The organism is Kaustia mangrovi (assembly GCF_015482775.1).
GTDB classification, from domain to species: domain Bacteria; phylum Pseudomonadota; class Alphaproteobacteria; order Rhizobiales; family Im1; genus Kaustia; species Kaustia mangrovi.
In genome coordinates this window covers 907,308-930,003 of record NZ_CP058214.1, presented here as the reverse complement: position 1 = coordinate 930,003, position 22,696 = coordinate 907,308, and the positions used below count along the sequence as shown (strand labels likewise).

25 protein-coding genes are annotated in these 22,696 nt (G+C 67.2%); 15 read left to right on the top strand and 10 right to left on the bottom strand.

Going from position 1 to position 22,696, the window contains the following annotated elements; translation table 11 throughout:
• Positions 1 to 107 precede the first annotated feature (107 nt).
• From HW532_RS04425 to HW532_RS04415, 3 genes are read right to left on the bottom strand one after another with little or no spacing between them, the layout of a single operon-like run.
• Complete coding sequence (locus HW532_RS04425; protein ID WP_213163247.1) at positions 108 to 2,198, bottom strand: S9 family peptidase; 2,091 nt, start codon at positions 2,196 to 2,198, stop codon at positions 108 to 110.
• Positions 2,199 to 2,208: 10 nt separating this feature from the next.
• The gene (gene msrB, locus HW532_RS04420; RefSeq protein WP_213163246.1) at positions 2,209 to 2,628 is read right to left on the bottom strand and encodes a peptide-methionine (R)-S-oxide reductase MsrB; all 420 of its coding nucleotides are present in this window, start codon (positions 2,626 to 2,628) and stop codon (positions 2,209 to 2,211) included.
• Positions 2,629 to 2,645: 17 nt separating this feature from the next.
• Complete coding sequence (locus HW532_RS04415; RefSeq protein ID WP_246479549.1) at positions 2,646 to 3,098, bottom strand: MaoC family dehydratase; 453 nt, start codon at positions 3,096 to 3,098, stop codon at positions 2,646 to 2,648.
• A 336-nt stretch (positions 3,099 to 3,434) separates the two neighbouring features.
• On the opposite strand from HW532_RS04415, the gene HW532_RS04410 reads away from it, so the two are divergent.
• From HW532_RS04410 to HW532_RS04370, 9 genes are all read left to right on the top strand, one after another.
• Entirely contained in the window at positions 3,435 to 5,798 is a 2,364-nt protein-coding gene (locus HW532_RS04410; protein ID WP_213163245.1) for a putative monovalent cation/H+ antiporter subunit A, read from the top strand.
• On the top strand, positions 5,795 to 6,217 hold the full coding sequence (locus HW532_RS04405) for a Na+/H+ antiporter subunit B (RefSeq protein ID WP_213163244.1): 423 nt from the start codon (positions 5,795 to 5,797) through the stop codon (positions 6,215 to 6,217). The genes HW532_RS04410 and HW532_RS04405 overlap by 4 nt, the downstream gene beginning before the upstream one ends.
• Positions 6,218 to 6,221: 4 nt before the next feature.
• Positions 6,222 to 6,587, top strand: coding sequence for a Na+/H+ antiporter subunit C (locus HW532_RS04400; RefSeq protein ID WP_213163243.1), 366 nt, complete (start codon positions 6,222 to 6,224; stop codon positions 6,585 to 6,587).
• 18 nt (positions 6,588 to 6,605) lie between these two features.
• Entirely contained in the window at positions 6,606 to 8,147 is a 1,542-nt protein-coding gene (locus HW532_RS04395) for a Na+/H+ antiporter subunit D (protein ID WP_213163242.1), read from the top strand.
• Entirely contained in the window at positions 8,144 to 8,620 is a 477-nt protein-coding gene (locus HW532_RS04390; protein ID WP_213163241.1) for a Na+/H+ antiporter subunit E, read from the top strand. The genes HW532_RS04395 and HW532_RS04390 overlap by 4 nt, the downstream gene beginning before the upstream one ends.
• Entirely contained in the window at positions 8,617 to 8,979 is a 363-nt protein-coding gene (locus HW532_RS04385; protein WP_213163240.1) for a cation:proton antiporter, read from the top strand. Before HW532_RS04390 ends, HW532_RS04385 begins: the two co-directional genes overlap by 4 nt.
• Positions 8,976 to 9,356: a monovalent cation/H(+) antiporter subunit G gene (gene mnhG / locus HW532_RS04380; RefSeq protein ID WP_213163239.1), complete on the top strand. Its 381-nt coding sequence runs from the start codon at positions 8,976 to 8,978 to the stop codon at positions 9,354 to 9,356. Before HW532_RS04385 ends, mnhG begins: the two co-directional genes overlap by 4 nt.
• 292 nt (positions 9,357 to 9,648) lie before the next feature.
• Positions 9,649 to 10,089 (top strand): Ros/MucR family transcriptional regulator, encoded by a 441-nt coding sequence (locus tag HW532_RS04375; protein ID WP_281397158.1) that lies wholly within the window; start codon positions 9,649 to 9,651, stop codon positions 10,087 to 10,089.
• A 340-nt stretch (positions 10,090 to 10,429) separates the two neighbouring features.
• Positions 10,430 to 10,867 carry a PAS domain-containing protein gene (locus tag HW532_RS04370; RefSeq protein ID WP_246479548.1) on the top strand — a complete coding sequence of 146 codons (438 nt, stop codon included), beginning with the start codon at positions 10,430 to 10,432 and terminating at the stop codon, positions 10,865 to 10,867.
• Here HW532_RS04370 and HW532_RS04365 read toward each other — a convergent pair.
• Both HW532_RS04365 and HW532_RS04360 read right to left on the bottom strand, forming a co-directional pair.
• Positions 10,864 to 11,196, bottom strand: a complete 333-nt coding sequence (locus HW532_RS04365; RefSeq protein WP_213164700.1) for a DUF6477 family protein — start codon at positions 11,194 to 11,196, stop codon at positions 10,864 to 10,866. The genes HW532_RS04370 and HW532_RS04365 overlap by 4 nt on opposite strands.
• Positions 11,197 to 11,321: 125 nt before the next feature.
• The gene (locus tag HW532_RS04360) at positions 11,322 to 11,897 is read right to left on the bottom strand and encodes a helix-turn-helix domain-containing protein (RefSeq protein ID WP_213163237.1); all 576 of its coding nucleotides are present in this window, start codon (positions 11,895 to 11,897) and stop codon (positions 11,322 to 11,324) included.
• Between the two features lie 439 nt (positions 11,898 to 12,336).
• Here HW532_RS04360 and HW532_RS22045 point away from each other — a divergent pair, with 439 nt between their 5' ends.
• On the top strand, positions 12,337 to 12,624 hold the full coding sequence (locus HW532_RS22045; protein WP_246479547.1) for a helix-turn-helix domain-containing protein: 288 nt from the start codon (positions 12,337 to 12,339) through the stop codon (positions 12,622 to 12,624).
• A 34-nt stretch (positions 12,625 to 12,658) separates the two neighbouring features.
• Positions 12,659 to 13,549, top strand: coding sequence for a DUF6456 domain-containing protein (locus tag HW532_RS22040; protein ID WP_246479546.1), 891 nt, complete (start codon positions 12,659 to 12,661; stop codon positions 13,547 to 13,549).
• A 6-nt stretch (positions 13,550 to 13,555) separates the two neighbouring features.
• Here the strand turns inward: HW532_RS22040 and HW532_RS04345 are convergent, their stop codons facing one another.
• The gene (locus tag HW532_RS04345) at positions 13,556 to 13,990 is read right to left on the bottom strand and encodes a SufE family protein (RefSeq protein ID WP_213163235.1); all 435 of its coding nucleotides are present in this window, start codon (positions 13,988 to 13,990) and stop codon (positions 13,556 to 13,558) included.
• 96 nt (positions 13,991 to 14,086) lie between these two features.
• Positions 14,087 to 14,443 carry a hypothetical protein gene (locus tag HW532_RS04340; RefSeq protein WP_213163234.1) on the bottom strand — a complete coding sequence of 119 codons (357 nt, stop codon included), beginning with the start codon at positions 14,441 to 14,443 and terminating at the stop codon, positions 14,087 to 14,089.
• Positions 14,444 to 14,696: 253 nt separating this feature from the next.
• Between HW532_RS04340 and HW532_RS04335 the strand changes: the two genes are divergently transcribed.
• Together HW532_RS04335 and HW532_RS04330 are read left to right on the top strand one after the other, a co-directional pair.
• Positions 14,697 to 15,452 carry a peptidoglycan-binding domain-containing protein gene (locus HW532_RS04335; RefSeq protein WP_213163233.1) on the top strand — a complete coding sequence of 252 codons (756 nt, stop codon included), beginning with the start codon at positions 14,697 to 14,699 and terminating at the stop codon, positions 15,450 to 15,452.
• Positions 15,453 to 15,567: 115 nt separating this feature from the next.
• Positions 15,568 to 16,476 carry a DMT family transporter gene (locus HW532_RS04330; RefSeq protein ID WP_213163232.1) on the top strand — a complete coding sequence of 303 codons (909 nt, stop codon included), beginning with the start codon at positions 15,568 to 15,570 and terminating at the stop codon, positions 16,474 to 16,476.
• Between the two features lie 337 nt (positions 16,477 to 16,813).
• Here the strand turns inward: HW532_RS04330 and HW532_RS04325 are convergent, their stop codons facing one another.
• The 3 genes from HW532_RS04325 to HW532_RS04315 form a co-directional block, all read right to left on the bottom strand.
• Positions 16,814 to 17,368 carry a DUF1254 domain-containing protein gene (locus HW532_RS04325; protein ID WP_213163231.1) on the bottom strand — a complete coding sequence of 185 codons (555 nt, stop codon included), beginning with the start codon at positions 17,366 to 17,368 and terminating at the stop codon, positions 16,814 to 16,816.
• A complete protein-coding gene (locus HW532_RS04320) occupies positions 17,368 to 17,934 on the bottom strand; it encodes a DUF1214 domain-containing protein (protein WP_213163230.1) in 567 nt (188 codons plus the stop codon). Before HW532_RS04320 ends, HW532_RS04325 begins: the two co-directional genes overlap by 1 nt.
• A gap of 155 nt (positions 17,935 to 18,089) precedes the next feature.
• The gene (locus HW532_RS04315) at positions 18,090 to 20,375 is read right to left on the bottom strand and encodes a transglycosylase domain-containing protein (protein WP_213163229.1); all 2,286 of its coding nucleotides are present in this window, start codon (positions 20,373 to 20,375) and stop codon (positions 18,090 to 18,092) included.
• Between the two features lie 481 nt (positions 20,376 to 20,856).
• On the opposite strand from HW532_RS04315, the gene HW532_RS04310 reads away from it, so the two are divergent.
• Positions 20,857 to 21,327: a hypothetical protein gene (locus tag HW532_RS04310; protein WP_213163228.1), complete on the top strand. Its 471-nt coding sequence runs from the start codon at positions 20,857 to 20,859 to the stop codon at positions 21,325 to 21,327.
• A complete protein-coding gene (locus tag HW532_RS04305) occupies positions 21,278 to 22,615 on the top strand; it encodes a DNA-packaging protein (protein WP_213163227.1) in 1,338 nt (445 codons plus the stop codon). The genes HW532_RS04310 and HW532_RS04305 overlap by 50 nt, the downstream gene beginning before the upstream one ends.
• Positions 22,616 to 22,696 lie beyond the last annotated feature (81 nt).

Here is a 22,696-nt window from a genome sequence, read left to right as displayed (position 1 = left end):
ACAAGGATCAAAGCGGTATCCGCGAAACCGGATAGGCCAATGGGTCCCGGGAACAAGTCCCGGGACGACATCGAAGTGTGTTGGCTACATAGCAAAGAACAGCCCCCTCACACCCTCCCCGCCACCTTCAACGCAAACGCATAGACCAGCGCCACCTCCTTCAGCCTGTCGAACCGTCCCGCTGCCCCCGCATGTCCCGCGTCCATGTTGGTGTGGAGGAGGAGGAGGTTGTCGTCGGTCTTCATCTCGCGCAGGCGGGCGATCCACTTGGCCGGTTCCCAATAGGTGACGCGCGGGTCGGAGAGGCCGGCGAGCGCGAGGATGTGGGGGTAGGGGCCGTTGCGCACATTGTCGTAGGGCGAATAGGCGGCGATGGTCTCGTAGTCTTGAGCGCTCTCTATGGGATTGCCCCATTCGGGCCATTCCGGCGGGGTCAGCGGCAGGGTGGCGTCGAGCATGGTGTTCAGCACGTCGACGAAGGGGACCTCCGCGACGATGCCGGCGAAGAGCTCCGGCGCCATGTTGGCGACCGCGCCCATGAGCATGCCGCCGGCGCTGCCGCCCTGGGCGACGATCGCCCCTCTGCCCGTGACCCCTTGCGCGACGAGGTGCTCGGCGGCGGCCACGAAGTCGGTGAAGGTGTTGGCCTTGGCCTGCCGCTTGCCCTCGCGATACCAGCGATAGCCCTTGTCCTTGCCGCCGCGGATATGGGCGATGGCATAGACGAAGCCGCGGTCGACGAGGCTGAGCCGGTTGGTGGCGAAGGAGGCGGGCACCGAGATGCCGTAGGAGCCGTAGCCATAGAGCAGGCAGGGCGCGGAGCCGTTAAGCGGGGTGTCCCTGCGGTAGAGGAGGGAGACGGGCACCGTCTCGCCGTCGGCGGCAGGCGCCAGCAGGCGGCGCGTCACATAGTCGGCCGGGTCGTGGCCGGACGGCACCTCCTGCGTCTTGCGCAGGACGCGCTCGCGGGTCTGAAGGTCGTAGTCGAAGATCTGCGCCGGCGTCGTCATGGAGGAATAGCTGAAGCGCACGGTCGCGGTGTCGAACTCGTAGCCCGGATCGAGCCCCAGCGAATAGGCCTCCTCGTCGAAGGCGATGGCGTGGTCCTCGCCTGTCCCGAAATGGGTCACCACGATGCGCGGCAGGCCGTCCTCGCGTTCCAGTCTGACCATGTGGTCGCGCAAGGGCGTCATTGAGAGGATGAGCCGGCCGGGGACATGGGCGACGAGCTCGCGCCAGTTGTCCCGTTCCGGGGCATTAAGCGGGGCCTCCACGATCTTGAAGTCCTCCGCCCCGTCGGCATTGGTGAGGATGAGCAGGCGGTCCCCGCGGTGTTCCACATGGTATTCGTGGCCGGGCTCGCGCGCGGCGACGAGGCGCGGCGGCGTCTCCGGGGCGTGCGCGTCGATCAGATAGACCTCCGCCGTCTCGTGGTCATGGGCGCTGATAACGAGGAAGTCGCGGCTCTGGGTCTCGCCGACGCCGACGAAGAAGCCGGGGTCGGCCTCCTCGTAGACCAGCGTGTCGGCTTCTGCCGGCGTGCCGACCGCATGGCGGAACACCTTGCAGGGGCGGTGGTTGTCGTCGTTCCAGACATAGAGGAAGGAGGCGCCGTCCGCCGCCCAGGCGACATGGCCCGTGGTCGCCTCGATGCGGTCGTCGAGCTCGCGGCCGCCATCGGCCTCCCTCAGGCGCAGCGTGTAGTATTCGCTGCCCGTCTCGTCGAAGCCATAGGCGACGAGCCGGTGGTCGGGGCTGTGGTCGACGCCGGCGAGCCGGAAGAACGCCTTGCCCTGCGCGAGCGCCTGGCCGTCGACGAGCACGGTCTCCGCGCCGCCGCCGCGCGGGCTTCGGCAATAGCGGGGATGCTCGGCACCCTCCACATAGCTTACATAATAGGCGAAGGGCCCGTCGGGGGCGGGGACGGAGGAATCGTCCTCCTTGATGCGCCCGCGCATCTCCGTCACCAGCGCCTCCTGCAGGCCTTGCGTGTCGGCCATGACGGCCTGCGCATGGGCATTCTCCTGCTCGAGGAAGGCGCGGATCTCCGGGTCGAGCACGCCGGGATCGCGCATCACCTCCTGCCAGTTCTCCGCGCGCAGCCAGTGATAGGGATCGTCGCGCTCATGGCCGTGGCGGGTGGTGACATGGGAAATCTTGCGCGCGTGCGCCGGCACGGCGGGGAGACGGGCGTCCATGGGGGTCGGGTTACTCCTCGTCGGGGGTGAGCTTGAGGGCGGTGCCGTTCATGCAGTAGCGCAGGCCGGTCGGCTGGGGACCGTCCGGGAAGACATGGCCGAGATGGGCCTCGCAGCGCGCGCAGCGCACCTCCGTGCGGCGCATGAAATGCGAGGTGTCGGTGTGCTCGTCGACCGCGTCGCCGGTCACCGGCTCGTAGAAGCTCGGCCAGCCGGAGCCCGAATCGTATTTCGCCTTCGAGCTGAAGAGCGGCGCGCCGCAGCAGACGCAGCGATAGACGCCGTCCCGCTTCTCGCCATTGTAGGGATGGCTGAAGGGGCGCTCGGTGCCGTGCTCGCGGGTGACGCGGTATTGCTCCGGCGTCAACTCGCTGCGCCAGTCGTCGTCCGCCTTGCGGGCGGGATCCTTCGGCTCTGTCGTCTTGCTCATGGCATCCACCATCGCGGTCATTCGTAGAAGAGGGTGATCACCTCGGCGGACAGGGCGGGCTTCGCAGCGCCCTCGCACTCCGCCACAACGGTGGAGATGGTGCGCAGCGAGTTCGGGCTCAAGACGGCTTTCGACAATGTGATCCGCCCGCGAAGGCGCGAGCCGGAGGGCACCATGCCGGTGAACCGGATCTTGTTGGCGCCGTAGTTTATCATCCGCTTGACGCTTTCCACCGCCACGATCTCCTGGAAGAAGCGGGGAACGAGCGAGAGCGTCAGATAGCCATGCGCGATGGTCGGCATGCCGAGCTCGGCGCGCGCGCGCTCGGGGTCGGTGTGGATCCACTGCCGGTCGCCCGTCGCCTCGGCGAATGTGTCGATGCGGTCCTGCGTGATGTCCACCCAGCCGCTGATGCCGAGTTCCCTGCCTTCGTCGGCGGCCAGCTCTGCCAGGGTCCTGTAAACCTTCACGGGGCTTCGATCCTCCATATATTCAATGCCAACCATCGGGTTTCGTAGCGCACTGGCCGGCGATCGCAAGTCCTTAGTGCCGGCGCGATGGTAACGGCAGGGCGGGCGTGCGACGATTGGCAAAGGGCAATCCATGTCGGATTGCGGTTGGCGCGCCCTGGCCTGTTGGCTATAACCCGCGGGATTGCCCGCGCAGGAACGCAAGCCGGGATTGCCGACGAAAAGGCACATGGATACGGTGCCTTGCATGCTGTCCGGCAGGGCGGCTCCGGCCGGGACACTCGCCGGTCGGGACACCAGGGAGGGGGACCCGTCTAGAGGGGTTTGAGAGAGTCCATGCTGCTTGCCGTCCTTTCCGGATTCGTCCTGGCCGCATTCGCGCCGCTCGTGCAACGCGCACTGGGCGGACGGGCAGGGTGGGTACTGGCGCTGCTGCCGGCCGCGCTGTTCGCCTATTTCGCCAGCTTCGCGCCGGAGATCGCGGCGGGCGGAACGGTGCGCGAAGCCACCGCATGGCTGCCCCAGCTCGGCGTCGAGCTGTCCTTCTACCTGGATGGGCTCAGCCTCGTCTTCGCCCTCCTGATCACCGGCATCGGCACGATGATCGTGATCTATTCGGGCGGCTATCTCGACGGGCACCCCCATCAGGGCCGCTTCTTCAGCTTCATCCTGATGTTCATGGCCTCCATGCTGGGGCTGGTCGTGGCCGACGACGTGATCGCGCTCTTCGTCTTCTGGGAGCTCACCTCGATCACCTCCTTCCTGCTGATCGGCTTCGACCATCTGCGCGCGGCCTCGCGCCGGGCCGCGGTGCAGGCGCTGGTGGTGACGGGGATCGGCGGCCTGTCGCTTCTCGCCGGCGTCATCCTCATGGGGCTTGTCACCGACGCCTGGTCCCTGTCGCGGCTCATCGGGCTCGGCGAGGCGCTGAAGGCAAGCCCGCTCTATGTCGCGATCTTCGTGCTGGTCCTCGGTGCGGCCTTCACCAAATCGGCACAGGTACCGTTCCATTTCTGGCTGCCCAACGCCATGGAGGCGCCGACGCCGGTCAGCGCCTATCTGCATTCCGCGACCATGGTGAAGGCGGGCGTCTACCTGCTCATGCGCCTCAATCCGGCGCTCGGCGACACCGCATTGTGGTCGACCACGCTGACGGCGTTCGGCGCGGCCACGCTGATCACCGGCACGGTGCTGTCGATCCGCCAGACCGACCTGAAGCTCATCCTCGCCTATACGACGGTCGCCTCGCTCGGCCTTCTGGTGATGCTGACGGGGCTCGGCTCGGAGGTGGCCATCGAGGGCGCGGTGCTCTATCTGGTCGCCCATTCCTTCTTCAAGGGCGCGCTCTTCATGCTCGCCGGCTGCGTCGACCACGAGACGGGCACGCGCGACATCACCAAGCTCGGCGGCCTGCGCGCGGCCATGCCGGCGACCTTCGCCTTCGCGCTGCTCTCCGCGCTGTCCATGGGCGGGCTGCCGCCCTTTGTCGGCTTCCTCGCCAAGGAATCGATCTATGCCGGCACGATCGGCGTATCGTCCGCCTGGGCGGTGACGGCGGTCGCCGTCATCGGCAACGGGCTGATGTTCGCCGCGGCCTTCGCGGTGGCCTGGCTGCCCTTCGCCGGCGACCGGGTGGAGACGCCGAAAAAGCCCCACGAGGCGCCGCTCTCGCTTCTGACGGGCCCGGCCCTGCTCGCCGTTCTGGGGCCGGTTTTCGGCATCGCGACGGCCATTACCGGCCACTGGATCGTCACGCCCATGGCCAGTGCCATCGCGGGCGAGGCGATGGAGAGCCATCTGAGCCTGTGGCACGGGGTGAACACGCCATTCCTCCTCAGCATCGCCACGGTTCTACTGGGGCTCGGCCTGCTCTGGCGGATCGCGGAGCTGCGCGCGGGCTTCGCGCGGATGCTGACGGCGATAGGCTGGGGGCCGGACCGCGGCTACGACCAGGTGCTGGCGGGGCTGGAGCGGCTGTGCGCCATCGTCATCGGCATCGTGCAGCCCGGCATCCTGCGGCGCTATCTTCTGGTGGTCTATCTGATCTTCGGCCTCGCGCTCGCGACCCCCTTCATCCTCGGCAGCGCGCTGGTGTCGCAACCCGGCTTCGCGCTCGGCCTGACGGAGGCGCATTTCCACGAGCTCGGCATCCTCGTCCTGGCGGTGATCGGCGCGATCTCGCTGCTCTTCGCCCGGACACGGCTGACCGCCATCGTCGCGCTCGGCATCCAGGGCTCGGCGGTCGCGCTCATCTTCCTGCTGTTCGGCGCGCCCGACCTCTCCTTCACCCAGTTCATGGTGGAGACGCTGTCGGTGGTGATCCTCACCCTCGTCATGACGCGGCTCAGGCTCGACGCGGTCGATATCCGGTCCACGAACGAGCGCCTCATCGATGGCGGGGTGGCGCTTCTGGTGGCGGGCGGCGTGGCGACCATGCTGACCGCCGTCACCGAGCGCCCTCTCGACATGCGGCTGTCGGACTTCTTCACCGAGGCGAGCGTGCCGCTCGCCCACGGGCACAATATCGTCAATGTGATCCTGGTCGACTTCCGCGCTCTCGACACGCTGGGCGAGATCACGGTGGTCATGGTGACCGGCCTGTCGGTCATCGCGCTGATCCGCCTGCGCGCGAGGCGCAAGTCGCAGGCCGTCGATGACGCCGGGGAGCCGCGAGGCGACAAGGTGGAGGCCGAGGCATGAACACGCTTATCCTGCGCACCATCACGCCGCTTCTGACCGCGCTGATGGTGCTGTTCTCCATCTTCGTGCTGCTGCGCGGCCACAACGAGCCGGGCGGCGGCTTCATCGCGGGCCTGATCGCGGCCTCCGCCTTCGCGCTCTACGGCATCGCCTGCGGCGTGCAGCCGGTGCGCCGCGCGCTGCTGTTCCATCCGATCTCCATATCGGGGCTCGGCATGTTCCTGGCCGCGCTGAGCGGCCTGCCCTCGGCGCTCGTGAACAGCCCCTACCTCACCGGCCTGTGGTGGGTGCCGGAGCTTTCGGAGGGGACGAAGGTCGCGCTGTCGACGCCGCTGATATTCGATATCGGCGTCTGGCTGGTCGTGGTCGGCGCGATCACGGGAATAGCCCTCGCGCTCGAAGAGAAGGATTACGGGTGAGCCCATGGAGCCGCTGCTGGCCATAACCGTCGCGACGCTGTTCGGGGTCTCGACCTATCTGATGCTGTCGAAGAGCATCATCCGCCTGCTGATCGGCGTGGTGGTGCTCGGCAATGCCACCAATCTCCTGATCTTCACCGCCGGGCGGGTGACGCGAGAGGTGCCGCCCATCGTGCCGCCGGGCCTGGAGGTGCCGGCGGAGGCCGTCGCCAACCCGCTGCCGCAGGCGCTGATCCTCACGGCCATCGTGATCAGCTTCGCCCTGTTCGCCTTCGTTCTGGTCCTGGCCTATCGCGCCTATGAGGAGCTCGGGACGGATTCGAGCGACGAGATGCGCGTGGCCGAGCCGCGCACCGACCGGAACGCATAAGGAAAGGTGCCGGCCTAGATGTCCGAAAGCCCGATATCCGCCCATGCCTGGCTTGTCATCCTGCCCGTGATCATTCCCCTGATCGCGGGTGCGCTGGGTGTCATGCAGCGCAGGCACCTCCACTGGCAGCCCCGGATCGGGATTGTCGGTGTCGTCCTGCTGCTCGCCGCCAATATCGGGCTGCTCGCGAGTGTCGTCTCCGAAGGGCCGCTGGCCATGACCATGGGCTCGTGGCTGCCGCCCTTCGGCATCACCTTCGCCGCCGACACGCTGGGAGCGCTGCTCGCCCTCATCGGGTCGCTGATCGGCACGCTGGCGGCGGTCTATGCGCTCGACGACATGGACGGGCGCGCCCAGCGCTTCGGCTTCTTCCCGCTGCTCCTGATCATGCTGGCGGGCGTCAACGGGGCCTTCCTCACCGGCGATATCTTCAACCTCTATGTGTGGCTGGAGGTGCTGCTCATCTCGTCCTTCGGGATGCTGATCCTCGGCGGCGAGAAGATCCAGATCGACGGCGCGGTGAAATACGCCTTCCTGAACCTGGTCGCGACCACGCTGTTCCTGATCGCCACGGGCCTTCTCTACGGCCTCACCGGAACGCTCAATTTCGCCGATCTGGCGGTGACCGTTCCCGAGAGCACCTCCGGGGATCTGCTGGCGGTGATCGCGCTGCTCTATGTCGTGGCCCTCGGCATGAAGGGGGCGGCCTTTCCGCTCTTCTTCTGGCTGCCGGCCTCCTATCACACGCCGCGCTTCGTGGTTTCCGCGCTGTTCGCCGGCCTGCTGACGAAGGTCGCCGTCTATGCGCTGTTCCGGATCTTCACGCTGGTCTTTGCGAACGCGCCGGCGGCGATCTTCGACATCCTGCTGTGGGCGGCGGTCGCGACCATGGTGATCGGGGCGGCGGGCGCCCTGGCCCAGTCCCATATCCGGCGCATGCTCGGCTTCCTGGTCATCAGCGGCATCGGCTCGATGATCCTCGGCCTGTCGCTCGGCACGCTCAACGGCCTTGCCGGCGGCATCTTCTACATCGCCCATTCGATGATCGTGATGACGGGCTTCTACCTGCTCGCCGGGGCGGTCGAGCGGCTGACGGGCGACGAGCGCTACGACAGGATCGGCAATGTCTACGGCTCGAGCCCGCTGCTGGCCGGCGCCTTCCTCGTCTTCGGATTCGCGATCGCCGGCCTGCCGCCGTTTTCCGGCTTCTGGCCCAAGGTGGTGCTGGTGCGCGAGAGCCTCGACCAGGGGCTCGCCTGGCCGGCGGCCGGCGTGCTCGTCACGGGCTTCATCACCACCGTCGCCGTCTCCAAGGTCTGGCGCAGCGTGTTCCTGCGCGGCGGGCCGGAGGGCACGCCCGACGGCACGGCGGCGCCGGCGCCCGATGCGGCGGCGCTGGACATGCGGGCGGCCGTGATCGGCCCGATTGTCGTTCTGGGCCTTGCGGCCACGGTGATCGGGCTCGTGCCGACGCTCCTCATGCCGCTTGCGCTGGATGCCAGCCAGGGGCTGATCGATCCGGCGGGCTATATCGGCGCGGTGCTGGGAGTGCAGCCATGACCCATCCCTTCGTCATCAATGTCATACTGGCGCTGATCTGGGCGGAGGTGACCGGCAGCTTCGCCGTCATCAACCTCGTCTTCGGGTTCGTGCTGGCCGCCTTCGCGCTCTGGCTCATCCGCGAGCAGATCAGCACCTCGAAATATTTCGTGCGCGGCTATCTGGTGCTCAGCCTTGTGGGGCTGTTCCTGTACGAGCTCCTTCTCTCCTCGCTGCGCGTCGTGAAGATCGTGCTGACGCCCGGGCAGAACTTCAGGGCGGGCTTCGTCGCCTTCCCGCTGACCTGCGACCGCAATATCGAGATCACGCTGCTCGCCAACCTGATCACGCTGACGCCCGGGACGCTGAGCGTGGACATCTCCGACGACCGCTCCACGCTCTATATCCATGCGCTCGACGTGGACGATATCGATGCGCTGCGCGACGACGTGGCCAAGGGGTTCGAGCGCAAGATCATGGAGGCCCTGCGATGAGCTGGACCGACCGTTTCCTCGAAATCTCCATCGTCGTGTCGCTGGTGGCGTTCCTTGTGGCCTTCGCGCTGATCGTCCTGCGGCTGGTGCGTGGGCCGACCCTGCCGGACCGCATCCTTTCGCTCGACATGCTGGTGACTATCGCGGTCGGCTTCATCGCGGTGATCGCGGTGCGCACCGAGCAGAGCACCTATGTCGACGTGGCGATTGCGCTGGGCCTCGTCGGCTTCCTCGCGACGGTCGCCTTCGCCCGCTATGTGATCAATCGCGGGCTGAACGAGGAGGGCGAGGGCGGGGAGGCCGCGGTCGTGGAGGACGGGCCGGCAACGACCAATTCGACGGGAGACAATGCGTCATGATGGAGGTGATAACCGGCAGCCTGCTTCTGATCGGCTCCTTCTTCTCGCTCACCGCGGCCATCGGTCTGGTGCGCCTGCCGGACCTCTATGCGCGGATGCACGCCGCGAGCAAGGCGGGTACGCTGGGGGTCGGCATACTGTTTCTGGCGATTGCCGTCCATTTCACCGAGCTGGAGATCACCACGCGGGCCCTGGCCGGGATCATCTTCTTCATCCTGACCGCGCCGGTCGGTGCGCATGTGCTCGCCCGCGCGGCCTACTTCGCCGGCGTCGCGCCTTGGAAGGGCACCCAGTTCGACCAGCTTGCCGGGCGCTACAGGCAAGGTTTCCGAAAGCTCGATGGCTATCCCTTCGATAGTTCCGATGGCAATTCATGATACAGATAAGTTTTTTCTGGTTTAATTATTCTCTTGTTGGTTGCTTGCATATCTCGTAAATATCGCTAATAAGTCGTTCTGCGGTTTTTTAGTCAGTTGACGGTACGCGATCGAGTGTAATCCGTAATCGAGAGAGAGGGGAGCATCTCCGTGCGGGGCGGCCGGACAACGCGCCGGAGAGTGGAGAGTGTTATTGTGCGCTCGACTATGTTCGCGCTGGCGATAACTCTCCCGCTCACACAACTGCCGCAAAGATGAGATCAGGTACGGCGATTTGCGACGTCAGAAACGGATGGAGATTATGGACAGCAAACCGGAAAACACCGCAGGGACAGGAAAATCAGAGCTGGTAGAGCTGACGACGGAGATTGTTTCGGCCTATGTGGGCAACAATGCCGTGTCGTCGGCCGATCTGCCGGGCCTGATCAAGGAAGTCTACAAGGCCCTGTCCGGTACGGTGGGGGATGAGGAAGAAAAGCCGGCGGTGGAGCAGAAACCGGCCGTGTCCATTCGCCGGTCCGTGACGCCGGATTACATCATCTGCCTGGAGGACGGGAAGAAGTTCAAGTCCCTCAAGCGGCACCTGCGCACCCATTACGACATGACGCCCGAGCAGTATCGGGAGAAATGGGGGCTGCCGGCCGACTATCCGATGGTCGCGCCGAACTATGCCGCCGCGCGCTCGCAGCTCGCCAAGAAGATGGGCCTCGGCCAGAAGAAGCGCAAGCGCTAGGGCGATGTCTCCCTGTCCCGCCGGTCCTGGGGCGGGGACTTCGACATATCGCGACCGATCCGGGACGCCGTCCGGCGCCCGGCCTGGAAAGCCCGCCTCCGGCGGGCTTTTCGTTTGTCCGCTCCGAAATCATCGGCAACAGGCAATGGGGCGCAATCACCCCCTTGTGCCGATTCATTAACCGATTCATAAAGATAGGGAGGGGTTTCACACTGATTCGTTTTACGGGGCCGTGACCGTGCCAGCTCAATCGTCGCATGAGGCTTTCAGGGCCCAACTCGTCATTCCCGAGCATCGCGAGCTCTACGATTACTGGTGTCGGCGCGCTCGGGGGCGTGCCATGCCGGCACGGCGCGATATCAGCCCGGTCGATTTTCCGCGCCTGCTGCCCGGCATCAGCCTCGTCGATGTGGGGGCGGATAGCGGGCGGTTCCGGGTGCGCCTGGCCGGGACGCGGCTGCGCGAGATCTACGAGCGCGAGATCACCGGCCTCTATCTCGACGAGTTCGACTGGGGTAATCATCGCGATTACTGGATGTCGGCCTATGAGCGGGTCGCGGGAACCGGCCGGCCGGCGCAGGGGGTCGTGCGCGGACCGCGCGTCAGCAAGGAGCACCTTGTCCAGTTCTGGCTCCGGCTGCCCCTGTCGAGCAGGCCGGACGGCGTCGACATGATCCTGTGCTACGACGCCTTCGTTCCCGCCGCCGAGTTCAACGAGCGCCCGACGGTCATGACCGATATGACCGCACCGGTGCAGGCCGTCGCCCAGACGGGCTAATCTCCTTTCCGCCCGGCCCGTACCGGCCCGTCCAATCCGGACAGCTCCGCCTTGACGGCCTGCAACAGGCCGATGTGGCGATTGAGATCGTAGCTCCAGTGGCCGGCGCGCCCCTTTCGCCGTTCGGTCCGCAATGCCCGCTTCAGGCGTGCAAGACGTGCGGCGCCCGCGGTCGCGGTTGCCTTGCCACTGGCGAAGACCTCTTCCGGGAAAAGGCGTTCGAGGTGCCGGTCGGGATCGTATCGTGCCGCGCCGGCGGCCACGAGATGGCGCGCGGCGCGTATCCGCGATAGGGAGGCCGGCTCGTGCCGGTCCGTCGTCTCGGTCATGATGTCCATCCTGTTGCAGCCGCAGATCGGCCAGACGGTCGAGGAGGATGGCATGGCACGAGGGGGAGGGGATAAGTCGACGACGCGGAGACGGTGCGCGCGGATCGCGGCCAGCGGTACGGGGGCTAGAGATACTCGATCCGCATGACGAGAGGTGCGACCCAGCACGGGGCTATGCCGTAGCGCACATCGCCCGACGCCGACGTGCAGGGGACCAGCGTGACGGCTCCGTCCGGCGCGAGGATCACACGCCTGAGCAGGACGACCTCCTTGCCTGAGACCGAGAGGGCGACGAGGGCGTCCCTGTTGTGGGCGTTGGCGATGTCCTCCGGCGGCAGCTTGTTGGCAATCAGGAGCGTGTCGCGCCGATGTCCTCCGACGGGCGCGGCGAGACGCACCGCGACGGCGTTCTCTGCAGGAATATCCATCGATACGGTTTCCGCGTCGGCAGTCGTGCGGCGGACCAGCCCGTGGGGGTCGAGCGTGCCGATAAGATGCGCCGCATTCCGGCCAGGCGCAGCGAGCAGATCGGCGGGATGCGTTCCGAAGGTGTTCGCCAGACGGTCGAGCCAGTCGGTGGAGACCGACATCTTGCCGGTCTCGAGGCGCTGGATGGTCTGGGCCGTCGTACCGGTGCGCCGGGCAACGTCCTGAAGCGTCCATCCGCGGCGGCGCCTGAGCTCCCTGATCCTCGTGGCCATACACAGCTCTCCTTCCTCCTCGTTGCGGCGACCTGGAGCGCTTTCAGGAAAAGTGGGGACCACTTTTCCGGTTCGAAAGCGCGGCGATACAGGGACCTGGAGGGCATTGAGTGAACATGCGTTCACGAAATGCGCTCTTGTCCTTGCGAACCTAACTTATCCCCGCCCCCGGCGGCGTCCGGTATGAGTCTTGCTGAATAGGATTATGTTCCTTGAAAGGAGGTTTCGGAACTCAGCGGCGACTGCACAGAACGAAAGGAAATGGGGGCAATTCATGACATATTGCATTCATCGCCGGACACATGGCGCAGGGGCTCTGCACGACGTCCGCAGACCATACAACCAATGCGAGCCCCACGGGAGGTTTGCTGCGGCGGACCCGGCATCGCGAGCCCTGCCGCTGGAGCGGACGGCCATACACCGCTTCGTCCAACTCATCGTGGCGCGCGCCTTCGGCGTCGCCATTCCCGACCTCTCCGCGCAGAGCCGGCGCAGCGCCAGGATCGCGTTCGCGCGTCAGGTCGCGATGTATCTCACCCATATTGCCGGCCAGCTCACAATGACGGATGTGGGACGGCTTTTCGGACGCGACCGGACCACGGCCGCCCATGCCTGCCGGTGCGTGGAGGACCGAAGGGACGATCCGGTGTTCGACATGGTCCTCGACGCTCTGGAATCGGCCGTTTGCGCCTGGCGTCAGCTCTGTCCGCATGTCAGCGCCGTGTAACGGCATCGGGACGCGTAAAGCAGGGGTCTCAGACATGGTTCGACAAGCCGAGGGCGCCGTCCGCCGCGAGGCGCTCAGAGTGTTTCGTCGCCTCGCCGGTGCGGATGCATATCTCTTGCCCGTCGACATGCCATCCCCGGGCTGGGGGGTGTTCGTGCCGCGCAACGGCCATCGCGCTGCGGTCATGACCGTGGACGGGCCGGTCGTGTCCGCATGGCGTGCCCGCGATTGGCTGGACGAGGATGCAAGAGGCCGGTGCCGTCTGTCCGCCGCCGGTCTCGCCTGGTACCGGCGCATGCTGGCGGGCGGGGAAACCGCAAAGGAGGCCTTCAGGCGCCAGCACCAGCTCATCGGCACGCGCACGATCGAGGAGCAGGGGCGCACAGGCGGGCACGTCACCGTCAACGAGGCGGAAAGCCCGCTTGGCTGGCTGCGGCGCCGGAAAGGGACGGACGGCAAGCCGCTCATCAACGATGCGCAATACGAGGCGGGCGAGCGGTTGCGGCGGGATTTCACCGTCGCCGGCCTCTCGCCGCGCCTGACATCGAACTGGACGCAGACCGCCAGGGGGCGCCGCCGGAGGTCGGGGCCGGGCGACAATACGGCGTGTGAAATCCAGGACCGGGCGCTTGCGGCCCGGCAGCGCTATTTCCGCGCTCTGGAGAGGGTCGGCCCGGAACTGGCCGACGTCCTTGTGGAGGTGTGCTGTCTGGCCAACGGCATCGAGGCGGCGGAACGCAGTCTCGGCTGGCCCCAGCGCTCCGGCAAGATCGTGCTCCAGCTCGCCCTGACGCGGCTGGCGCGCCATTACGGCCTGCTGGCTTGCCCGACAAGGACGACGGCGCCGTCGCGCATCCGCCATTGGGGACGCGACGGCTTCAGGCCGAGTATCGAAGGCGGCGGGGAGGCCACCGGTATGGAATGAGACGGATTACTGGGCGGGCGCCTGCGATACGGCGGCGCGGGCGTCCCGCTTGATGCGCTCCACCATGGAGGCGAGGCCGTTCGAACGCTGCGGCGTGAGATGCTCGATCAGGCCGATCCTGTCGAAGACGGCCTGGGCGTCCGTCTGGACGATCTCGTCCGCGTTGCGTCCGGAATAGAGGGCGAAGAGGATGGCGATCAGGCCGCGCACGATATGGGCGTCGCTGTCGCCGACAAAACTCAGCACGGGCGCCTCGCCGGACCGGTCGACGGTGGTGTCGAGCCACACCTGGCTCACGCAGCCGCGCACCTTGTTCTCCGGCGTGCGCAGCGCCTCGTCGAAAGACGGGAGATCGCGGCCGAGCTCGATGAGATACCGGTAGCGGTCCTCCCAGTCGTCGAGCAGCTCGAAATCCTCAACAAGTTGGTCGATCTTCTGCATCTGGCCTGTCTGCGTTGCGATCGGTGCCCGCGGGACACGTTTCTGTCTCCAGAAATAGTCCGTCACGGGCCGCAGAACAAGCGTGGCGGCGGGATATCAGCCCTTCTGGCGGGAAACGGGGCCGTCCCAGTCGGGCGCGAGGTCGTCGCCGGTCAGCGTGTCGCCGGGCAGCGAGGAACGCCCGGCGGGCGCGGTTTCGCCCTTTGCGGAACCGCCCGCCGGTCCGCCGCCGAACAGGCCCCAGAGCCTGGCGCCGGCCTCGCAGATCTCCCACTGGCCGGAGCAGAAGCGAGCGACATCGCCGGCCGTGGTCACGGTGTCGCGCACCGTTTCGGCCGTCTCCGCCGCGGCTCTGGCGGAGGCCTGTTCCCGGTCCGGCTCGCCGTCCTGCCCCACTGGCAGCAGCAGGTAGACGACGGTCAGCCAGAATATCGCCCGAATGAGGAAGAACATGATCCCGAGATCCGCTTCAGGGCTCGCCTCCCTCTTGCGTCGCGCATCAGGCGCATGGGAGGTCCGTGTTCTTCCTATGGTAGCGGCGGGGCCGTCCGGAGTCAGCAAGAGCGGTCGCCGGCTTGCCGATAAGGTTCAAAATTCCTTAAGGACATCCATGCAAGGGTGCCGTCGGAAAGTCCCCCCGGGGGCCGGGGTCCGGAAAGGGCGGCATCGGCGCGAGACGGGGGCGGTCTGGCTTGAGAGGATGGAGATGGACCGGACGATGAAGGACGTGCTGGATGCCGACGAACCGGTGGTCTCGCCGCGTGGCATGGTGACCCTGGCGCTCGCCGGCATTGTGGGGCTCGGCATCACCTACAACGCGCTTATCGCCCAGAGCGGGCGGCATCCGGCCCCGTTCGCGGCCTCGTGGCAGTCGGCGGAGGGCGACCGGGCGGTGCTGCGGCCGCGTGCCGACCGCGCCGAGCCCACCCCGTCGCGGAGCAAGACGGCGTCCGGAACGGTCACTGCAAGCGTACCGGCGCCCGGAGAAAAGGACGATGCGGCGAAGCGCGAGGCTCCCGAGGGCAATCCTCTCGTGCGCGATATCCAGAGCGACCTGTCCGCCATGGATCTCTATGACGGGCCCGTGGACGGGCTCGACGGCCCCAAGACCCGCGAGGCGATTGCGAGCTATCAGCGCGGACGGGGTGTCCAGGTGACGGGCGAGCCGACGCAGGCGCTGCGCGACGACATCCGCTTCAACCGCGAGATCCAGGATGCGGCCCGGTTCACCGGTTCCACCGGCAATCCGGAGGAGCGCCGGCGCATCCGCCTGGTCCAGACGGGGCTCGCCGAGCTCGGCTACAGCCCCGGGCCGGTCGACGGCATGATGGGCGAGCAGACGCGCCAGGCGATCCGCGATTTCCAGCGCGACCGCGCCATGCCGGTCACCGGCGAGGTCGGGCCGGAGCTCATCGACGAGCTCGGCAAGGTCAGCGGCCTGTCCAGCCTGTCGAACTTCTGACGACCGTCCGGGACGCCGCTGGCGGCGGGGTTGCCGGATCGTGCTTGCCGGGCGCAGGGCTTGAGACTATCAGGGAGACAGTGCCAACCGGTTTTCCGACAGAAGGTCTCCCTCCATGGCCTCCATCCCGCGCGAACGCGCCGTATTGCCGGATACGGGCCGCCAGGCCGCCGGCATAGCCCTGATGCTCGTGGCCGTCTCCATCCTGCCTGTCATGGATGGCTTCGCGAAGCATCTCGGCCAGAGCCTGCCGGTGCTGCAGGTCGTGTGGGGGCGCTTCTTCTTCAATGTGATCCTCGTCCTGCCGGTGCTGGCGGCGCTCCATGGCCGCAAGGGGCTCATCCCGCCGCGTCCGGGCATCCAGATCGTGCGGGGGCTGTGCCTGGTGACGGCCACCACGCTGTTCTTTTCCGCGCTGACCTTCCTGCCGATCGCCGACACGCTCGCGATCTTCTTTATCCAGCCGCTGATCGTGACCGCGCTGTCGCCCTTCGTTCTGGGCGAGCATGTGGGCGTGCGCCGCTGGAGCGCGGTGATCGTCGGCTTCATCGGGACGCTGATCATCATCCGCCCGGGCTTTCAGGAGATCAATCTCGGCACCGTCCTGGCGCTGGCCGCGGGCCTGTGCTTTGCGAGCTACCTGCTGCTGACGCGGCGGATCGCCGGCACCGGGCGTCCGCTCGTGACGGCGACCTTCACCGGGCTTGCCGGCGCCATCGTGCTGACGGTCGCCATGCCCTGGGTCTGGCAGTGGCCGACCGCGACGCAATGGCTGGAGCTCGTGCTCATCGGCCTCATCTCCACCCTCGGCCATTACTGCATCGTGAAGGCCTATGAGCATACCGAAGCGACGGTTCTGGCGCCGTTCTCCTTTGCGGAGATCCTCATGGCCGTCCTTGTCGGCTATGCCTGGTTCGGCGATCTGCCGGACCGGTGGACGGTCGTGGGCGTGGTCATCCTGATCGCCAGCGGCATCTATATCTCGTTCCGGGAAGGCCGCCGCCGAACCGTACCTCACCCCTGAGCCGGGTATCCCCGGCCGGCGTGACGGGCCGGTCCGTTAATCAATCGTTAACCTTGCGGCCCGCCTAATAAGGCCAGCGGCCGGCGGTGCCGCAGGGCGCCCAGGGGCCGCGCGGAAGAGGCGAGGGCCAAGGGTCATGGGCAACATCGTGGAGTTTCCTGTCGACCGGTTACGCGCGACATCGCGCCCGCAGGCCGGGAGCGAGGGACGGGTGCTCATCTTTCCCGGAGTGCGCAGGGAGCGGACCGCTCCCGCCGTGCCGCCGGATCGGGGCGTGCCCCATCCGGGCGAACGGTACGCGAAGGGCGACGGGTAGGGACGCGGCCGGAACGGGCCGTCATGAGGTCTCGCGCGCCTGGGGTGCGCAACGGGAGGCGGCGAGCACGTCCCTGATGCGCTGGCGATAGGCGCCGTTCGGAACCATCGCGCGCAGCATGATCACGCCGCGCAGGCTGCTCGTGCGCACGACCACTGCATTGCCCTCCGTGAGCGACGGGACGAGCGTCTCGTCGGAGGCCGATGCCTTCTGCACCAGCCGCAGTACCAGATAGCTTGCGCCGGCCTGGCGATCGTTGAGCGTGTAGATATTGTCGCCGCGCTCGTTGTAGATGCTGATCGACCAGTAGGTGTCGGGGATCTCCAGCGTGATCTGGAGATCGTTGTCGACGATGTCGTAGGGGCAGACCGCATAGGCGAGGTCGGGGTTGATCTCGTGGACGAGCGTCGCGGTCTCCTCCGGCTCCAGCACCACCATGCGATTGACCGCCGTCGCCGCCGTGATCCGGCCGATGAGGCTTGCCATGGAGATGTCGGGCGTGAAGAGCACCACGGCGAGATGCGTGGCACCCGCCAGCATGACCGTCGCGATCGCCCAGAAGAGGATGCGCCCCATCAGCAGGCCTCCCGCTCGATGCGCGGAAGCGCGACGGCCTCGGGCGCCTCCCTGTAGGCCTCCGGGGGCGCGAACAGGGTGAGCACGAGCTCGAGGGACTGGCTGTCGCCCAGGGGGATCCAGTTGCCGGGCCGGGACTCGCGGGCAAGAACGATGCGGAAGGAGCCGTCTGGCTCGCGTATGAGGTTCTCCGAATTGAAGCTGTGGCGGTCCGCGGGATTGGGCATCAGCTCGTGGCCCGGCGTATAGACGGCGAGGTTCCACCAGCGGCTTTCCAGCGGCAGCCCCGTCACCTGATAGATGCAGCTCGCATCGAGCGGGCGGTCGCCGGAATCGGTTTCGGCGCGATAGACCAGCGCCTCGAACTGCTTGAGCCCGAGCTTGCCGGCGGTCGCGAAATGGGCGCGGGTATAGGGATCGGCGGACGGGCTGGCGACCCCGGGCCAGATCGTCCAGGGCCCGTTGCGCTCGGTGATGAAGGACAGGCCGTCGGTCACCGCCCGGTCGGCGGAATAATAGCCGAGCCCCAGTCCGACCAGAATGAATACCAGAGCATCGAAGACCAAGCGCACGGCCACTCCCCGGGAACTAACTGCGTCCACCGCCCGCGCAACGGCGCGGCAGGCGGCGATGGGCGATCACAAGATACCGATCCGGCATGGTCTGGGAAACCGCGAAGCTGTTGGCGAAGGCGCTTTCGGCCGGAGACGTGGGAAAACGGTCACCGCAGGCTATCCTCCAGCTCGCGCCGGCGTTCGGAGAAATTGGGAGTGCTGCGCTGGCGCGCGGATCCGCTGCTGTCGACCTGGCGCCGGGGCGGTTCGGCACGCCGCGGCGGCGGGGAGGGCTCGCTCGAGGAGCCGCTGAACAGCGAGAACATGCTCTGCAACACGCGGACCACCGGATCGGCCCGGCGTTCGCGGCGCTCCGGGACCTGCTGGCGGCTGTTGGTCGTGTCGACCGTGACGCGCGTGGGGAGCTCGTCCGCCGTGCCGCCGACCACAGGCGCCTCCTGGCCCTCATCCTGGCGCGCGATATATCGGGCGTAGCTGTCGTCCAGCGGAACGCCGGGCAGCGCTTCGGCGACCTTCGTCTCGAGCGCCTTCTCCATGAACGACTTCCACGTCATGGCCGGCAGGCTGCCGCCCGTGATGCGCTTCATCGGCGTGAAGTCGTCATTGCCGTACCACACGCCGGTCACATAGTGGGCGGTGAAGCCCATGAACCAGGCATCGCGATAGTCCTGGTTGGTGCCGGTCTTGCCGGCCTGGGGCGTGAAGCCGAGGAGCGCGCGCCGCCCGGTGCCGGAGCGCACGACCTGGTTCAGCATGTAGTTGAGCTCCTCCACCAGCTCCGGCTCGAGGGTCTGCGGCGGCGCGGGGCGGGCGGTGTCGCGGCTGTAGAGCACCTCGCCATTGGGGCGCTTGATCTCCAGCACCGTATAGGGCGTGATCGCGTGGCCGCCATTGGCGAAGCCCGCATAGGCGCTCGTCAGGTCGATCAGCGTGACCTCGTTGGTGCCCAGCGGCAGCGAGGGCACCGGCGACAGCTTCGTGCGCAGGCCGGCGAGCTCGGCGGCCTGGATGATCGCCTTGCGCCCGATATTCTGCGCGATATGCACGGGGATGGTGTTGTAGGACTTCTTCAGCGCCGTCACCAGCGTGGTGCGGCCCGTATAGCGGCGCGTATAGTTCTTCGGGGTCCAGTTGCCGACGGTGATCGGCACGTCGTAGACGACGGTGTTCGGGTGATAGCCCGCCCTAAGCGCGGCCATGTAGACGAAGGGCTTGAAGGCCGAACCCGGCTGGCGCAGGGCGTCGATGGCGCGGTTGAACTGGCTGTCCTCGTAGTCTCGCCCGCCGACAATGGCCTTTACCGCGCCCCGGGGGGTGAGCGACACGAGCGCGCCCTGGGTGACGTGACGCTCCTCGCCCTCCTTGTCCAGCATCTCGTTGATCAGCGTCTGGCCGGTCCTCTGCATGGCCATGTCGATCGTGGTCTTCACCTCGATCACATATTCGGTCTCCAGGCCGTAGGTCTTCAGTGTCGCCAGCGTTTCCTCATAGGCCCAGTCGAGGAACCAGTCCGGGCTGTAGTGATCGCGCTCGGAGGCGAATTCGGCCGGGTTGCGGCGCGCTTCCAGAAGCTCGCCCTGGCTGATGACGCCCACGTCGAGCATGCGGTAGAGCACGACATTGGCGCGTGCGCGGGCCGCTTCCGGGTTGACATGCGGCGCGAAGTTGCTCGGCGCCTTGAAGAGGCCCGCGAGCATGGCGGCCTCCGACAGGTTCACGTCCCGGATCGATTTGCCGAAATAGAACTGTGCGGCTGCCTCCACGCCATAGGTGCCGCCGCCGAGATAGGACCGGTCGAGATAGAGCTTGAGGATTTCCGGCTTGGTGAGGCGCGCCTCGATCCACAGGGCGAGGAAGGCCTCGTTGACCTTGCGCTGGAGGGTGCGCTCGGGGTTGAGGAACAGGTTCTTGGCGAGCTGCTGGGTGAGGGTGGAGCCGCCCTGAACCACGTCCTTCGCCCGCAGGTTCTCAACCAGCGCACGCAGTGTGCCCTGGATGTCGAGGCCGAAATGCTTCAGGAACCGCTGGTCCTCGGTCGCAAGCACCGCGCGGACCACGTTCTGGGGGATCTCGTCGAGCGGTATGGCGTCGTCCTGGCGGATGCCGCGGCGCCCGATGATCTCGCCATTGGAGTCGGTGAAGGTCACCGCGTAGTCGCGGCCCTGGTTCCAGATGTCGCCGGTCCCGGAGAAGGGGGGCAGGGCGTAGTAAAGCACGCCGAGGGCGAAGAGGAGCCCGAGCGTCGCGCCGTCTGAGACGAGTTCGAAGAGCAGCCGCGGCGGTCCGCCGATGCGGACCCGGTCGAGCAGCGCCGAATAGGCGCTCCACATGCGCCTGAACCTGTCCCGAATCTCGTAGAAGCCGGAGCTGCACCACGCATCGACGGCGAAGAAGAAACGGTAGACAGGATTGGTGGACGGTCTTTCTGACACCCCAGTACTCCGGACCCGGTCCCTGTAGCTCCAGATCTGCTGCTGCGGTGGGCCTGCCTCCGGTCCGATGCCGTCGAGGGGCCGGCGGCGCAACGGCCGCAGCACCCGCTGGCCGCTCATGGACCAGCACACCCGGAAACCCCACCTGTTGCCTCGTTCCGCCGCATCGGGCCCACAAGCGGCGGCGTCAGTGACAGACTATAGACCAACTGCGTGCGGATTTCACGCGATCCGGTGCCGCATCCATCCCCGCCCCGATAGCCAGACCGTATATAGGCTGCGGGCAGGCCGGGAGGCCGACAATCCGCCAAGATATAATTTTACGAATAAGGTGATTTTTTAATTGACAGCGTGACGGTCATGTGTCTATAAGAGGGCACAATCCGACAAATGCGGGTGACGGCGAGCCGCGGGCGCGAAGGCGTCCAGGATTGCCGACGCGCGTCGGTCTTTCTGTCCTCTCCACTGGTGTGTTCGGCATATGAGCGAAAACGCAGGGCCCGACTGGGCCGGTGCGCGCGCTGCCTATTGCGCGGGCGACGGCTCGGTATCGCAGATCGTCGCGAGATTCGGGGTGACCCGGAGGACTCTTTACAAGCGGATCAGGGAGGAGAACTGGCCCCGCCGGTCGAAGTGGACGCCTGCCAGACAGGAACCGCTGGGCGAGCGGCTGCGCGTGGTGGTCGAGCGCCAGCTCGCCCTTCTCGAGCAGCGGCTCGCGGCGAGCGCGCCGGAGGGTGGCGGCGATGCCGCCCAGCGCGAACGCGATGCGCGCACGGTCAGCGCGCTCGTGCGCATCTACGAAAAGCTCCTGACGCTTCAGGGGCCGGACGAAGGAGGGCCCGCCGCCTGTGACACCGACCGGATCGATCACGGATTCCGTGATATCGACGAACGCCGCAATGCGCTTGCGCAGCGCCTTGCGGAACTGTCCGAGCAGGACGCGTCTTGAGACTTTCGCGGCGACGCTCGATGCCGACGACATCGCGCTCATGGAACGCGACTGGGCGCTATGGGGCCGCCTCGACCAGCTCCCGCCCGACATTCGCGGCGGCATGGCCGGCTGGACCGTCTGGGTCCTGCTCGGCGGGCGCGGCGCGGGAAAGACCCGGGCCGGCGCGGAATGGATCAGGGCTCAGGCGCTCGGCATCGCGCCCATGGCGGAGGTGCCGGCGAGCCGCATCGCGCTCGTCGGCCAGACCATGGGGGATGCGCGGAGCGTCATGGTGGAGGGCGTCTCCGGCCTTCTCGCGGTCCATGGCGATGGCGAGAGGCCGCTCTTCGAGCCGTCGCGGCGCCAGCTTACCTGGCCGAATGGCTGTATCGCCCAGCTTTTCTCCGCGGAGGAGCCCGACGCGCTGCGCGGCCCGCAGTTCGATGTCGCCTGGTGCGACGAACTCGCCAAGTGGCGCAACGGGGATGCCGCCTGGGACATGCTGCAATTCGCCCTGCGCCTCGGCCACCGCCCGCGTCAGGTCGTCACGACGACGCCGCGGGCGGTGCCGCTTCTCAAGCGCCTCATGGCGCAGGAGCGCACCGTGGTCAGCCGCGCGTCGACACGGGACAATAAGCACAATCTCGCCCCGGGCTTCCTGGAGGCGGTGGTCGCGCGCTACGAGGGCACGCGGCTCGGCCGGCAGGAGCTCGATGGCGAGCTGATCGAGGACGACCCGCATGCCCTGTTCCGGCGCGACGCCATCGAGGGCGCGCGCATCTCGCGGGCGCCGGAGCTTGCCCGCATCGTGGTCGCCGTCGACCCGCCGGTCACGAGCGGGGAGGGGGCGAATGCCTGCGGCATCGTCTGCGCCGGGCGCGGGCTCGACGGGCGGGCCTATGTGCTGGCCGACGGCACCGTGGAGCGGGCCTCGCCAATGCGCTGGGCGCGGGCCGCGGTCGCGCTCTACCGCGCCTTCTGCGCCGACCGGCTCGTGGCGGAGGTCAATCAGGGCGGAGACCTCGTCGCGGCGGTGATGCACGAGGCCGACCCCGGCATTCCTGTCCGGTGCGTGCGCGCCTCGCGCGGCAAGCGGGTGCGCGCGGAACCGGTCGCGGCCCTCTACGAACAGGGGCGCGTCAGCCATGCGGGCACCTTTCCGGAGCTCGAGGACGAGATGTGCGCCTTCGACTCCATCCTCGCCGCGCGCGGCCGCAGCCCCGACCGGGTGGACGCGCTCGTCTGGGCGCTCACCGAGCTGATGCTGTCGCGCACGCACGGCGCGCCCAAGGTCCGCACGCTCTGACGGGCGTCTTGCGGGTATCTCGCACACCGAACAACGAAGGACGGATCGACGTCATGGCCTCAGTTTCACAAGGGCTGCGGC